The sequence below is a fragment of the Oceanobacillus jeddahensis genome, from assembly GCF_000750635.1.
GTDB classification, from domain to species: domain Bacteria; phylum Bacillota; class Bacilli; order Bacillales; family Amphibacillaceae; genus Oceanobacillus; species Oceanobacillus jeddahense.
Window position 1 is genome coordinate 902356 of the sequence record NZ_CCDM010000001.1, and the last position, 15792, is coordinate 918147.

A 15792-nucleotide genomic window follows, 5' to 3' on the forward strand; every position below is an offset into this window, starting at 1 on the left:
AAGGTTTATACATGTCAAATAATAAACAATTAAAGAAGAAGACATTGACTGGATTAATATGGAGTTTTGTTGATCTTATGGCAAATCAAGGAATTCAGTTTATTATCATGATTATACTGGCTAGATTGCTTGTTCCTGAACATTTTGGTCTTCTAGGAATGATTATGATTTTTGTTGCATTATCTCAAACTTTGGTTGATAGTGGTTTTAGTCAATCATTAATTAGAGAAAAGACAGTTAGTAAATTAGACTATTCGACAGTATTTATCTTTAATATTATTTTCTCTATAGTAATATTTTTACTAATTTATTTTATAGCTCCACTAGTAAGTAATTTTTATAATGAACCGCAAATAACTTCAATACTTAGAGTTATTGGGCTGGTGGTTTTTTTCCAAGCCATTTCTATCGTTCCAAAGACAATTCTTACTCGTAAAGTTGATTTTAAAGCACAAGCAAAGGCAAGTGTTATATCAAGTATTTCTTCAGGAGTTATTGCTATAGTCATGGCTTATGCTGGTTTTGGTGTATGGAGTCTGGTATTTCGAATAATTATTCAAAAAATGATCGAATCATTTATGCTTATATATATTAATAGATGGATTCCGACATTTAAGTTTAGTATGAGTTCCTTCAAGAGATTTTTTGGATTTGGGTGGAAACTTTTAGTTTCAAGTTTAATCGATACTTTCTATATGAATATATACTATGTGATTATAGGTAAGATGTATACAACTAGAGATTTAGGATTATACACAAATTCACGACAGCTTAAAGACGCTATTAACAATGGTATTACTCAATCTATTCAAAGAGTAACCTACCCTGTTTTAAGCAGTATTCAATCAAAAGAGGCGGAATTAAAACAAGGCTTTAAGAAGTTAATAAAGTTAACATCTTATGTTTTTTTCCCTGTTATGTTAGGAATAGCAGCTATAGCAAATTCATTTTTGATTTTATTATTAGGACAAAAATGGGAAGGTGCAGTTTTTTATTTTCAACTTTTATGTATTTCCTCTATATTGTTTCCTTTACAGGCTATTAACTTAAATATATTAAAAGTAAAAGGAAGATCTGATTTATTTCTAAGGTTGGAAATTATTAAGAAAGTACTAGTTACTATAGCTTTGTTAGTTACTATTTTACTTAATTTAGGAGTAGCAAGTTTTATAGTAACTGCGATTATAACAGCGCATATAAGTCTTTTAATAAATACGTATTATTCAGGTAAAGAGATTGGATATGGTACGAAAGAACAGATAAAAGATATCTTTCCCGCATATTTAACATCATTCTTAATGGCTATTGTGGTATATAGTTTAGGTTTAGTTTTAAATACGTCTTTGCTATTGACTGTTCTTATACAGGTAACTACAGGTGTTTTCATCTATATCATATTGAGTAAAATATCTAATAAGTCAGCACTTGATGATATGATAAATATATTACGACCTTTATTATTGAAAGTTATTAAAAAAAAATAAAATTAATATAGTTATAATTAGTTTGATTTAAATAGTTTACTATTTTGTGTGAATTGATAAATCTAACATTAAATTATAGTTCAATAAATATTTTAATATAAATTTGAATAGTGAATTAAGGAAGTGTCCTTGTGAAAAAAATATTACTTTTAGGTGGTTCAAAGCAACAAATCCAAGCAATAGAATATGCAAAAAATAAGGGGTATTACACTATATTATGTGATTTCTTATCAGATAACCCTGGCCAAAATTATGCAGATAAATTTTATTGTGTAAGCACGACTGATAAAGAAGCTGTCTTAAAAGTAGCACAGGAAAATAATATAGATGGTGTTTTAGCATACGCTTCTGACCCTGCTGCTCCAACAGCTGCATATGTTGCCGAAAAAATGAAATTACCTACTAATCCATATAAATCAGTTGAATTATTAAGTAATAAAGATAAATTTAGATCTTTTTTGGCGAAACATAATTTTAATACACCTAAGGCAAAAGCGTATAATTCAATTAAAGATGCAAAAGGTGACATAAAAAATTTTGGGTTGCCAGTAATCATTAAACCAGTGGATTCTTCAGGTAGCAAAGGAGTCAATAAATTAATAGACAGTGAAAACTTATCTATTCAAATGGAACATGCTCTTAGTTTTTCTAGAACAAAAAAAGTAATTATTGAGGAATATGTTGAAATGGATGGTTATCAAGTAGCAGGGGATGGTTTTTCAATAGATGGAGAATTAGTATTTAGATGTTTTGCTAATGATCATTTTAATCAAAAAGGACTTAATTCGTTTGTTCCTATATCTGCTAGTTTCCCTTATGAAAAGTCTGAAAGAATTCATCAGAAAATACATGATGAGATTCAAAGGTTGTTTGATTTGTTAGATATGAAAACGGGCGCATATAATTTTGATATTCGAGTGGATAAAAATGAAAATGTATATTTAATGGAAGTCGGGCCAAGAAGCGGAGGCAATTATATTCCGCAAGTAATTAAATATGCAACTGGGATAGATATGTTAGATTTAGCAATTCAAGCTTCTATGGGTGAAGATTGTAGCAATATCAAAATGGTTTGCCCAAAGGGATATTGGAGTTATTTCGCTGTACATAGTAGTGAATCAGGAGTTCTTAAAAATATTAGAATAAATGGAAGTGTAAAGCGAAATAACATTGTTGAAAGCCATATGAATTATGAGATTGGTGACAATATACCTGCATTCACAGGATCGAATAGTAGTTTAGGAATTCTAATTATGAAATTTAAATCTATGAATGAAATGTTAAATATGATGAATTTCCCTGACGAATGGATAGAAGTAATTGTAGATTAAACAATTAATAAAAGGAGTGAATAGCTCATGAAAAAAGTACTTGTATTTGGAGCTACAGGACATTTAGGTGCTTATACTGTTGATTATTTGAAGGATAATCTTTACTTGGATGAATTTGAATTAATTGCTGTAGGAAGGAAACAAACAGATTTTTTTAAAGAGCAGGAGATTAAATACTGTCAAGTTGATGTGACAGATAAAAGTACTTTTGAACGGCTTCCTCAAGAAGATGTATATGCAGTAGTTTGCTTTGTCGGAATTATGCCAGCAGCTATGGAAGGTTACAATCCTTATAATTATGTAGATGTCAATATTACTGGGATGCTAAATATTTTAGAGTATTGTAGAATTAAACAAGTTGATAGAATTTTATTCACGCAAACAGAGGCTGATTTATCTGGTCATTGGAAAGAGAACGCAGTTATTAAACCAGATATGCCAAGAAAGTTTAACTATAAAGGGAATTATTCATTATATATTATAACAAAGTGTGCTGCTGTTGATTTAATTGAAAGCTATCATAGTAATTATGGATTAAAAAGGTTTATTTTTAGATTACCGACAATTTACCATTATAGACCTGATCCTTACTTTTATAAAGATGGTAACCGAAAAAAGCTAGGTTATCGTCAATTAATGGAATTAGCTGAAGAAGGAAAACCTATTGAAATATGGGGGAATCCATTACTTGCAAAAGACATTGTCTATGTTAAAGACTTTACTCAAATGATTTTCAAAGCCATTCTTGCTGATGTTGATGGTGGTACTTATAATGTAGGAACTGGACAAGCGGTAACATTGGAAGAACAAATTAAAGGAATTGTGGAAGTATTCTCTCCCAAGGAGAAAAAATCAGAAATTATACCTCGACCAGATAAACCTGATAGCAGATCGTTTGTAATGGATATTGAGAACGCTAAAGAGGATTTGGGGTATAACCCAAAGTATAATTATATTGATTATCTTAAAGATTTTAAGAAGGAAATGGAATTAAATCGATTCGCTAAACTTTGGTCTAAATAAATTTAATGGTGGTGAAAGAATGAAAGAATTAATCCAAGTAACAAAATCTTCAATGCCAAGTTTTGAGGAATTTACCAATGAAATTCAAGATTTATGGGAAAGCGGCTGGTTAACGAATATGGGAGCCAAGCACAAACAGCTGGAAATGGCATTAGAACGTTATCTCCAAGTGGATAATGTAAATTTATTTACGAATGGCCATTTAGCATTAGAAAATGCTATCGCATCCTTAAATTTATCTGGAGAAGTCATAACCACACCTTTTACTTTTGTGTCTACCACACATGCGATTGTACGAAATAGATTAACTCCTGTTTTTTGTGATATTAATCCGGACGACTATACAATAGATACAACCAAAATTGAAAGCTTAATTACTGATAAAACTTCTGCAATTATGCCTGTACATGTATATGGAAATATTTGCGATGTTGATGAAATTGAAAGAATAGCTAAGAAACACAACTTAAGAGTAATTTATGATGCTGCTCATGCATTTGGTGTTACGAAAGATGATAAGGGCATAGGAAGTTTTGGTGACATTTCTATGTTCAGTTTCCATGCAACCAAAGTGTTTAATACAATTGAAGGTGGAGCATTAACTTTTAACGATGATTCTTTACATAGTATTTTAAATGAGCAAAAAAATTTTGGTATAACTGGGCCAGAAGATATTATATATGTCGGCGGTAATGCCAAAATGAATGAATTTCAAGCTGCTATGGGACTTTGCAATTTAAATAGTATTGATGATGATATTCAAAGAAGAAAAGAATTAGTAGATAGATACAACCAGCATTTTAATGATATTGAAGGAATTAAAATTGTAGATAGTCAACAGGGCGTAGAAAGTAATTATGCATATTACCCTGTTGTTTTTGATGGTTTCAAATATACAAGAGATGAAGTTTTTGAGAATTTAAAGAGTGAGAATATACATGTACGTAAGTATTTCTTTCCTCTAACCAATGATATTGAATGCTATGAAGGTAGGTTTGATGTTAATGAAACTCCTGTAGCTAAGTACATATCTGATAGAGTTCTTACCTTACCACTTTATCCTGATTTAAAACTGTCTGATGTGGATCGTATTTGTAAAGTGATATTAAACTAGGGAGATGTATGAAATGAAAGGGATTATTTTAGCTGGTGGATCAGGGACTAGATTATATCCGTTAACTCAGTCTGTTTCCAAACAAATTTTACCTGTATATGATAAACCAATGATTTATTATCCGCTATCTGTTTTAATGTTGGCAGGTATAAAAGAGATCTTAATCATATCAACACCAAGGGATTTACCATGTTTTCAAGAATTGTTTGGTGATGGAAGCAAATTAGGTATTCAAATAGAGTACACTGTTCAAGAAAAACCTAAAGGTCTGGCTGATGCTTTTGTAGTTGGAGAAGAATTTATCGGTGATTCTCCGGTTGCATTAGTATTAGGGGATAATATTTTCTATGGAACACAATTTGGAAAAAGAGTAGAAAAAGCAGCTTCCCTAGAAGAAGGAGCTCAAATATTTGGTTGTTATGTTGCAGATCCTACTGCATATGGTGTAGTAGAAGTAGATGAAAATAGAAATGCAATATCTATTGAAGAAAAACCAGAAAAACCCAAATCTTCACTAGCTGTTCCAGGACTATACTTTTTTGATAATAATGTTGTTGAAATTGCGAAAAAAGTTGAACCATCTGCACGGGGAGAAAAAGAAATTACTTCAATCATTGAAAACTATATGGAACAAAAAAAATTAAAAGTAAATATTGCTGGACGAGGATTGGCGTGGCTTGATACGGGTACTCATGAATCATTGTTAGAGGCTTCTAACTTTGTGGAAGCTGTTCAGAAGAGACAAGGGTTGTTTATTTCATGTATAGAAGAAATAGCATATAGAAAAGGTTACATTAATCAAGAGCAATTAAAAGAATTAGCTGAACCATTGATTAAGACGGACTATGGGAAATATCTTATGGAAATAGTAAAACATGAAGAATATGGATGGTGAAGATAGTGACAAGAAGGAAATTATTAATAACTGGTGGAGCAGGTTTTATAGGTGGTAATTTTGTACGCTATATGGTTGATAAATATCCCGATTACGATATTTATAATTTAGATTTATTAACTTATGCTGGCGATTTGTCTAAACATCAAAATATAGAAAAAAAGACTAATTATCATTTCATCCAATGTGATATTGCCAATAGAGAAGGGATATTTAATCGCTTTAAAAATGAAAAGTTTGATTTTATAGTTCATTTTGCTGCAGAAAGTCATGTGGACAGATCTATTACAGATCCTGAAATCTTTATTAAAACAAATGTAATGGGAACGCAAATACTTCTTGATGCTGCCAAAGAGTATAACGTTTCTAAGTTTTTGCATGTTTCGACAGATGAAGTTTATGGGGAGTTAGATTTCAATCCAAGTACTTTTTTTACAGAGGAAACGCCATTACAGCCTAACAGCCCTTATAGTGCAAGTAAAGCATCGTCTGATTTATTAGTTCGTGCTTATCATGAGACATATGGATTGCCTGTGAATATTACTCGTTGTTCCAATAATTATGGACCATATCACTTTCCTGAAAAATTAATTCCACTAACCATATCTAGAGTTTTAAATGATCAAACCGTACCTGTATATGGTAATGGAGCTAATATTAGAGACTGGTTACATGTCTTCGATCATTGTACTGCATTGGATTTAGTACTCCATGAGGGAAAAGATGGAGAAGTTTACAATGTTGGTGGACATAATGAAAGAACTAATTTAGAGGTAGTAAAAACAATTATCAAAGCATTAGATAAATCTAATGACTTAATAGAATTTGTTGAAGATCGTCTAGGGCATGATAAGAGATATGCGATTGATCCAACAAAGTTAGAAGCATTGGGATGGGACCCCACTTATAACTTTGATACGGGTATAGAACAGACAATTGAATGGTATTTGTCTAATAAGGAATGGTGGGAAAGTATTATCTCTGGTGAATATCGGGAGTATTTTAAGAAACAATACTCAGTTAAATAAAGTATAATAGGACATGTTGGAAATGCTTTGTGTTTTGAATATTCATGTTATAAATACAAAGCTTTAAATATTAGAAGCATTTAGTTGTTATCGTATTAACACTTTATTAAAATTAAACTATGTATCGATACAAACTTAAGGTATAAAGGGAGATAATATTAAATGAAAAACCTAGCAGTAGCCGGTACAGGCTACGTCGGCCTCGTAACCGGCGTATGCATGGCAGAAAACGGACATAATGTAACATGTGTTGATATAGATGAACAAAAAGTTCAAACAATGCGGAAAGGAATCTCTCCAATTTATGAAGCTGGATTGGAAGAATTAATGCATAAAAATATTGAAGCCGGCAGATTGCATTTTACAACAGATTATCAAGCTGCGTACAAAGAAGCAGATGCCGTCTTTATTGGTGTTGGTACTCCAGAAAAAGAGGATGGTTCAGCGAACTTGCAATATGTAGAAACAGTAGCAAAACAAATTGCTGAGTCTGTTGCAAAAAATTGTTTGGTTGTAGTCAAATCAACGGTACCAATTGGCACGAATGATAAAATAGAGGAGCTTATCAAAAATTCGCTTGTTAATGATGTTAGAGTTGAAGTAGCGTCTAACCCTGAATTCCTTGCACAAGGCTCTGCGGTAAAAGATACATTAGAGGCAGCTCGTATCGTTATTGGTACAGAGAGTGAATGGGCAGAAAACCTCTTAACAGAAATTTATACACCATTTAACCTTCCAAATGTATCTGTTAATCGTCGTTCTGCTGAAATGATTAAATATGCTTCTAATGATTTCCTTGCTTTAAAAATCTCTTACATGAATGATATTGCAAACTTATGTGAACTGGTTGGAGCAGATATTCAGGATGTTGCTGAAGGAATGAGCTATGATGATCGTATTGGCAACAAATTTTTAAATGCTGGTATTGGTTACGGAGGATCTTGTTTCCCGAAAGATACAAGTGCTTTAGAGTATCTGGCAAGGCAATATGGATATGACTTGCGAACAATGCAAGCAACAATTAAGATAAATTCTGAGCAAAAACTGAAATTGTATGAAAAGGCGAAACAGCGATTAGAAACATTTGACGGTATCAAAGTAGCAGTACTTGGCTTAACGTTTAAACCAGGCACTGATGATCTTCGTGAAGCTCCGTCACTTGCAAATGTCCCTTTGCTTTTAGAACAAGGAGCGGACATTTATGCATATGACCCAATCGGAATTAATAACTTTAAGCAGTTTTATTCAGAGGGAAGTCATGGGAGAGGAAACATTACGTATGTAAACCATCCAGAAGCTGCTCTAGAAGAAGCAGCTGTATGTTTAATCTTTACAGAATGGGGAGAGATTAAAGCAGTTACTCCAAACCAGTATAAAGATTTAATGCAATCACCATTAGTGTTTGATGGAAGAAATATTTATGATTTGCAGGAAATGGCTGATAGCGGAGTGGAATATCATTCTATTGGCAGACCATCAGTTAGGAACGAATAAAGGTATTAGAATTTATGTAATATTGCTGTCGAATTTCATTGTAATTCCATACAATGAAATTCGACAGTTTTTTCTTTATGAATGTTACAAAGGTCTGAAAACATGGTATGATAACTTTAAGTTTTAAAAGGTTTGGATTTGCTAGATACTAGATAATACGAGAGATTCTTTATAGTAGCATGAAAAGCTATGATATACATAAATGTTCAAAGGATAGATAGCATGAAAATAAAAAAAATGAGAATGACAATCGATTTCTATAAATATTTATTTTTCTTAAATTATGGACAAGGCATCAAATTGATCATTAACGTTGCTATCTTTGCGATTTCTTTTATTTCCTTTTTATATAACAACCTTTTCTCGGTCGTGAGAGATGGTAGTGGCAGTTGGCTTTTTATCATATTGATGATTTATTCTATATTTAATATTTCGTGGAGTTTATATGAGAAATACGAGGAGATTAGTGATTTTAAAGGGAAAAATAAAGATATCATCATGAAATCGAAGTCAATATTGGTAAAAGACGATAAAGCCGTGCAGCTCAATGATATTCATGCGGAAAGTCGGGGAAATATCCAATTTGAAAATCTGAAATTAAATGGGCCGCGAGACGAACAGCAAGAACCGGTTATTTATTCGGAGGACATTAATCATTACATATGGGATAATGATTTCACTATCGAAAGGGATCTCATCAAAGAGAGGAAAATCAAAAAGTTTATAAAGAAGAATCGAGAAATCATTACTCCATTTTTCCAGTATAAATATTATGATTCCAAAAAGAATAATCAGCTCTTCTTTAACGAGTCAAAGCTTTCTATGTCCAGTGAAATTAATCCGAAGAATAAACATGTTCTTTTTAATAAGAGTAACTATTATCATTCTTATTTAACGAATGAAATATCCACGTCAACACTTCAGAGAGTAGAAGATGCCACAATTATTTATGATGCATCCAATTTTTATCCCTGCGAACACAAAAAGTTGGATAAGGAAAATGATATAACTTATTTGCAGCCAATGGATAAATGCGAGATGAGTAATCATATCGGAATTTCAACATTAGCCGTAACTAAAGACAATTACCTTGTCATTAGAAAGCAGGGAATAAATACACAACAAAATATAAATAAATATGTACCTACTGGCAGTGGCTCTGCTGATTGGTCTGACATACAGAACTATTCACTGCATGACACCTTGAAATTCGCTATGGATAGAGAACTCTGGGAAGAGAACGGAGGAAAATGCTTAAAAATTCCGATGAACAAATTTGGAGATACCAAAGTATTGGGCTATTTTAGATGGCTGCGTCGAGGCGGCAAGCCTGAATTTGTTGGAATTACAAAGCTGCATGTTTCATTGAGTCAATTAACCCCTGATAACTCGGAGTTTATTAATACAACAAATAAAGCGGATAGGGATACTTTTTACTTGGATGGTATTGATGATGTGCCTAAAGTAATTCAAGAGATACAGAAGAAAGATAATCTCTCTATTCCTTTGCAGATGTGTTTGATTTTTCTGTTGGATTATTATGAAGAACGTAGAGAGGATTTGGAAGGAATGTTGGGGTTATAGTGGTTTTAAAAGAAGCAGAGTGATTACGGACATTGGATTATACCTTACCATGTTATTTATCATTAATCCATACAATAAACTGCAATTAAAAATACAGAATGGTCTTGTCTGCTGCACCAGCAACTGAACAGGTGATCATGTAAGTTCAGGGAAGTTTTAATATTGATAGTAAAATCAGTAAAGCAGAAGGTAGATCATATGGTTGCTCAGTATGAAACCACGGATAAAATTTTGAATATATCGAGATGCCGGCTATGTCCCCGGTGAAAAGCTTTTACCCTTATCAGAAATGGTTTTTTTCAATTATTTGATGCAGTCCATGTCTGTCATAGTTACTTACCAGATATGGGATGGTAAGTTATTTAGATTTTTCTATGAATAATTCAGGGTTAAGGACAATCAAAACGCATCAATACATTTTCATTTGATAATCGATTTGCTATCATATAGAATAATCGTTAAATTGACTAAAAATTTAATGATTACTGATTAATCTTACTGTTTCATAAATAATTAACAAAGGAGTCCTTATCGTGAAAAAAGTAATTATCATTGGGGGAGGCGTTATTGGTCTTACCAGTGCTTATTTTTTAAGAAAAGCAGGTGCGGAAGTAACGGTTATTGAAAAAGAAGAATTTGGCATGGCCTGCTCCAAGGGGAATCAAGGATGGGTCTGTCCTGCGATTCATGAGCCAGTACCGACACCTGGGTTGGTAGCGGAATCCTTACAAATGTTAATGAAAAAAGACAGCCCGCTTTATATCAAACCTTCTGCAATGCCACAACTTTCTGGATGGCTGACGCAATTCATGAAATATTGTAATGAAACTGATTTTAAAAAAGGGGAAAAGGCTCTATTAACGACCAGTAAACACACCCTATCGCTATTTGATGATATTCAAAAAGATGGTGTTGATTTCGAACTACATAAAAAAGGAATGTTATTTGTATTTCTCTATGAAGCGAACCTTAAGAAGAAGCTGGAACGTCTGGAATCTGTTTCACAGCAGTACGGGCATCAAAAACCGGAGTATAAAAGCAAGGAGGAGGTTAAAGCGTTGGAACCAGCTCTTTCCGATAATGTAAAGGGTGGAATCTTTTTAGAAAATCAATATCACATTCGTCCAGAATCCTTTTCAAAAGGGATGGTTGAAAAATTAAAAGAAATGGGAGTCAAGCTGTATTCGAATACAGAGGTTATCGATATTGAAAAGCAGGACAATCACATTACTTCCATAAAAACAAAAGATGAAACTTTTGAAGCGAATGCATTCTTATTAGCAGCCGGAGCATGGTCTGATGATTTAGGAAAAAAGATAAATTATAAGCTGCCGCTGACTGCAGGAAAAGGCTATAGCATTACGATCACAAATCCAAAAACAGAACTGGATCATCCGCTTTATCTAGGCGATTTAAAAGGAGGGGTCACTCCATTTCATCATGCTGTCCGCATCGGAGGAACAATGGAGCTTTCCGGGAAAAATCTAAGATTGGATAAGAAGCGTGTTCAGGGCATCCGTTATGCAGTATCTCAATATTTAGAGGAAGAAATTCAAGGAGATAATGAAGAAGAATGGGGAGGAATGAGACCAATGACTCCCGATGGAATGCCCGCCATTGGAGGTATACCTCATCTGGATAATATGTATATTTGCACCGGACATGCGATGGTAGGTTTAGCAATGGCTCCCGTTAGCGGAAAAATGATTTCTGAAATTATTCTATCAGGGAAAACAGATTTTGACATGGAAGCTTTCTCACCAGCACGATTTGAAAAATCTTAAAATGAGGGGGAAGATATATGCCAGTAAGCACTTTTGATGTGATTATCGTATTATTTTATTTAGCACTCGTCTTATATATTGGTTATTATTCCATGAGAAGAATATCCAGTTTTAAAGATTATACCGTTGCAGGCCGTTCCATGCCAATGGGTCTAATTTTTGCGACGCTTGCAGCAACATTAGCTGGCGGAGGAGCAACGATAGGCAGGGTAGCGTTCGTTTATGAGACAGGAGTGGTTATCTTTCTGGCTGTTTTTGGTGTCGTTTTCAGTCAAATTCTAATTGGTCAGTTTGTTGCTCCGCGTGTTAGAAGCCTGGGAAATGTCTACACTGTAGGAGATGTTTTTGGATATTTTTATGGACGCTCAGGAAAACTGGTCTCCGGCATCTTTTCTTTCTTGTACAGTGTAGGAATGTTTGGTGTACAGGTTTTGGCAATGGGAAGAATACTGGAGACCTTGACGGGATTCGATTATATTTCAATGACTATTTTAGGATCTGTCATTACGGTGCTCTATACGTGGGGAGGAGGAATGCTTGCTGTTATTTATACGGACGCCATTCAATTTATTATTTTAACTGTCGGCATTGCAACCATGTTGACATTGTCGCTAAATAATATCGGCGGCGTACCAGGAATCGTTGAACAAGTAAGTGCGATCGATGCCAGTATTTTAGATTTTACCGGCGGCTGGACAATTGCAGCCATGATTGCTTTTTTCTTAACTTTCTTACTTGGCGAGGCACTGGCTCCTTTTTATATACAGCGGTATGCTTCATCGAGAAATGCGCTGGACAGTAAACGATCTGTTACATACCTGGGTATATTTTACTTTTTCATGACAACAGTTGTCATTTTTATCGGATTGGCTGGAGTGATTCTTCTTCCAGGTACAGATCCGGATCTCGTATTTACCTCTTTGATCATAGAACATATGCCAACAGGAGCTATCGGCTTGTTTTTTGGAGGACTTATAGCAGCTGTCATGTCTACCGGAGATTCTATTTTAAATACATCTTCCACTATTTTCACAAGGGACATCTATCAGGAATTTATTAATCCTAAAGCAACGGATAAGCAAATGCTTCATCTTGCTAGATGGTCTACACTTATCGTAGGCGTTGGTGGAATTGTCGTTGCACTTTTAATCCCGAACGTTTTTGACTTAATGGTATTTATTTTTGACCTCTGGGCACCAACCATTGTTCCGGTCATTATTATTGCATTAGTATGGGGAAAAGCAAGGGAGCGGAAAGTTTCGCCATATACTGCGATACCAGCAATACTGGCAGGGATTGTTTCTTCTCTCCTTTGGGAGTACGGTTTCAACGAGCCATTTGAAATACCTGCATTAATAGTCGGTATCTGTGCAAATTTACTTACATTCTTTATTGTGCATCTATTTACGAAGAATAAACAGCCAACCCGGGCATTTATGCAAGAAGATCTCGATCCGGAAGGGTAAAGAGAGAGGAGAATAACAAATGATATTTTGGGAGATTTTAGCTTATTTATCTATCGGTATTTGTTATTTTGGAGTAATTGCGGTGATTTATGGATGGATAAAATTTGGTGTGGAACAGAAGAGAAGAAGAAGCGGGGGTGTTGATGAATAGGCTTGGCAGAAGGTACAGATTGAAGTTAAAAGATTGATGAATAGAAATTCCCTTGGGTTCAATGCGATAGAACTCAAGGGAATTTTTATTTGATTGGAGATTTAGATTTCTTTATTTATCATTTGTTAAACCAAAAAACACCCCCCCAAAAGCAAACTCACCTATACACCGACTGCAAAGCAGGATGTAATTTCTTAAAAGTTTCATATTGCCTTGCATAAACTCCTACTCTTTCTTGATTCGGCGTATAGTTCTTACTCGGAATGTTTCTCACAAAACTATTCACAAACTGCCGATAAGATTCACACCATCCCAGCTCGATAAAAGCAGTAGACGCGACCCCAATAGAAGGTAGATACTCACTATTTAATGGAACTCGAATTGGGTGGTTCATAATATCTGTCATCATTTGACACCAATTATTGCTTTTTGATACACCGCCAATTAATGTAATCGTACGCTGGTCCTTTAAATCATACATTTCTAATGTTTGTTTTAAGGAGAAAGTTACACCTTCCAGGGCTGCTCGTGCTAGATCTTTTCGCTCTGTATGTGGAGTGATTCCCCAATACGCGCCTCTTGCTTGTGGATCAATCATTGGGTTCCGTTCCCCGTTTAAATAAGGCAAAAATAATACACCGCCGCTGCCTGGCTCCGTTTGTTCGATTAACGTTTCAAATGTTTCATATTTATGTGCAACATGTTGGTCAATATACAATTGAGCTGCCCATTGGTGGACATTTCCCACATTAAGTAATGGCGCAACCGATATACGATGTGATTTTTCTACAAAAGCCAGATTAAAATGACTTTCTGATAAGGAGTCTAACTGTCCTTTATTCCTTTCTACGATTGCCAGCCAGCCGGTTGTACCCATATAAAAATAACAATCATTTTCATGAACTGCACCAGCCCCGAGGGTGGTTGCTCCTGCATCACCAGTTCCATTGATGACAATAGTCGAGGTCGAAAATCCGGTGAGTTTACTGGCTTCTTCTGTGATTGTTCCTATTACACTATCTGCTTCTAGTAATGCAGGCAATTTTTCTTCATCCATCCTGCAAGTTTGATAGATTGTCTCGTTCCAGGCACGATTTTTAAGATCCATCATTCCAGTAGTGGCTGCGGTTATTGGATCAGTGACTGCTTCTTGAGTCAATTTATAAATAACATAGTCCTTTGAACTAAATACAAATTGCTTTGTATTTTTATACTGGCTAGGGGAATGCTTTTCCAACCATTTTATTTTTGCCAGTGGTGTTGAGGCGCTTACATTATTCCCCGTATGACTGCGAATTTCCGAATACTGCTTATTTACCCATTCCGCTTCTTTTCCAGCTCTCGTATCAGAATATAAAATAGCGCGATACGCAACCACTTCACTAATTGAAATGACATCTTCCATTTGTCCTGAAAAGGTTATTGCCCGAACAGATTCAGGAGAAATGCCGTTTTTCCACCAGAGCGATGCAATATGGATTACCGCTTCCCACCAATCCTCAGGCTGCTGTTCAACCATACCTTCTTCAGATACAAAGGTTGTTAATTCAACCGAATGTTCTTTCATAAGCTGCACTTCTTTATCAACCAAAATTCCTTTTACTGCTGTTGTTCCGATATCAAAAACAGCTACATATGTCATATTACCCCCACTTTTTCTACGATTGTTTTTATTCACCAATATATTGATATCATGCGACTTTCTCTTATAAAGCTGCAAGCCGGATGAATTCACTGCCTGCAGTAATGCCATCGTAACCTCTTGTATAATAAAGCTGCATGTAAATAAGTATGATACTATTATACATGATTTTTCAGGTTTAATTGGCAGAAGACTCTGAATAACTGGGAGGATTCAGACAAAGAACAATTCATTCTTAAATATTGCAATATGTATTTATACTTTGAACAGCGGACGTCTTTTTGTTTTTATCATACAGGTCAACTCTTACTGAAAAAATGTATTATCTACTATTAGCTTTGTCCAATCTCCTTTTCTAGAATTACGTATATTGAATACGAAAGGAGTGATAAAGTTATGTGTTATTCTTACGATCCATGTAAAAAGAAGCATGACAATCATTGTAAATGCCGCTGTCACAAGAAGAAAGAGCGTCATCATGATTGGTGTTGGGGAAATGATTACTATGGTAATCAAGACCACGATAAATGCCGGAAAGATAATCGTTATGATGACCGAGACTATGATAGATACCAAGAAAGTAACTATCGTAGCAAACGATGTAAGAAAAAATATTGTCATTGCTGTAACAGGTATTATTAAAGACAAACAGTTGTGTCCCCTCTAAAAGTTATCATTTTAATTAGGCTGGTAATTGGCTGTATTATGTTCGGATTGGACTCCCCTTAATACAGCCAATTTTCTACCTATAACGTTTCAATTACAATAAAGCGGTTTAAGAAATACCTTGAAATAA

Annotated in this window: 13 protein-coding genes; 11 read left to right on the plus strand and 2 right to left on the minus strand. The window is 34.4% G+C overall.

Annotation, left to right across the window (positions count from 1 at the left end; all coding sequences use genetic code 11):
- Positions 1-11: 11 nt before the first annotated feature.
- The 11 genes from BN986_RS04025 (at position 12) to BN986_RS27855 (ending at position 13354) form a co-directional block, all read left to right on the plus strand.
- Complete coding sequence (locus BN986_RS04025; RefSeq protein WP_040978348.1) at positions 12-1484, plus strand: lipopolysaccharide biosynthesis protein; 1473 nt, start codon at positions 12-14, stop codon at positions 1482-1484.
- Between the two features lie 131 nt (positions 1485-1615).
- On the plus strand, positions 1616-2815 hold the full coding sequence (locus tag BN986_RS04030; RefSeq protein ID WP_040978349.1) for an ATP-grasp domain-containing protein: 1200 nt from the start codon (positions 1616-1618) through the stop codon (positions 2813-2815).
- Positions 2816-2842: 27 nt separating this feature from the next.
- Positions 2843-3838, plus strand: a complete 996-nt coding sequence (locus tag BN986_RS04035; protein ID WP_040978350.1) for an NAD-dependent epimerase/dehydratase family protein — start codon at positions 2843-2845, stop codon at positions 3836-3838.
- A 19-nt stretch (positions 3839-3857) separates the two neighbouring features.
- Positions 3858-4952: a DegT/DnrJ/EryC1/StrS family aminotransferase gene (locus BN986_RS04040; RefSeq protein ID WP_040978351.1), complete on the plus strand. Its 1095-nt coding sequence runs from the start codon at positions 3858-3860 to the stop codon at positions 4950-4952.
- Between the two features lie 13 nt (positions 4953-4965).
- Positions 4966-5847: a glucose-1-phosphate thymidylyltransferase RfbA gene (gene rfbA / locus BN986_RS04045; RefSeq protein WP_040978352.1), complete on the plus strand. Its 882-nt coding sequence runs from the start codon at positions 4966-4968 to the stop codon at positions 5845-5847.
- Positions 5848-5852: 5 nt separating this feature from the next.
- Complete coding sequence (rfbB, locus tag BN986_RS04050; RefSeq protein ID WP_040979171.1) at positions 5853-6875, plus strand: dTDP-glucose 4,6-dehydratase; 1023 nt, start codon at positions 5853-5855, stop codon at positions 6873-6875.
- Between the two features lie 162 nt (positions 6876-7037).
- Positions 7038-8369 carry a UDP-glucose dehydrogenase family protein gene (locus BN986_RS04055; protein ID WP_040978354.1) on the plus strand — a complete coding sequence of 444 codons (1332 nt, stop codon included), beginning with the start codon at positions 7038-7040 and terminating at the stop codon, positions 8367-8369.
- A 222-nt stretch (positions 8370-8591) separates the two neighbouring features.
- On the plus strand, positions 8592-9953 hold the full coding sequence (locus BN986_RS04060) for a hypothetical protein (protein ID WP_040978355.1): 1362 nt from the start codon (positions 8592-8594) through the stop codon (positions 9951-9953).
- Positions 9954-10486: 533 nt separating this feature from the next.
- Complete coding sequence (locus tag BN986_RS04065) at positions 10487-11737, plus strand: NAD(P)/FAD-dependent oxidoreductase (RefSeq protein ID WP_040978357.1); 1251 nt, start codon at positions 10487-10489, stop codon at positions 11735-11737.
- Positions 11738-11754: 17 nt separating this feature from the next.
- On the plus strand, positions 11755-13203 hold the full coding sequence (locus BN986_RS04070; RefSeq protein WP_040978358.1) for a sodium:solute symporter family protein: 1449 nt from the start codon (positions 11755-11757) through the stop codon (positions 13201-13203).
- Positions 13204-13222: 19 nt separating this feature from the next.
- A complete protein-coding gene (locus tag BN986_RS27855) occupies positions 13223-13354 on the plus strand; it encodes a hypothetical protein (RefSeq protein ID WP_262362444.1) in 132 nt (43 codons plus the stop codon).
- A 157-nt stretch (positions 13355-13511) separates the two neighbouring features.
- Here the strand turns inward: BN986_RS27855 and BN986_RS04075 are convergent, their stop codons facing one another.
- A complete protein-coding gene (locus BN986_RS04075; RefSeq protein ID WP_052400620.1) occupies positions 13512-15107 on the minus strand; it encodes a xylulokinase in 1596 nt (531 codons plus the stop codon).
- 195 nt (positions 15108-15302) lie between these two features.
- Entirely contained in the window at positions 15303-15644 is a 342-nt protein-coding gene (locus BN986_RS26890) for a hypothetical protein (protein ID WP_148417062.1), read from the minus strand.
- Positions 15645-15792: the final 148 nt, after the last annotated feature.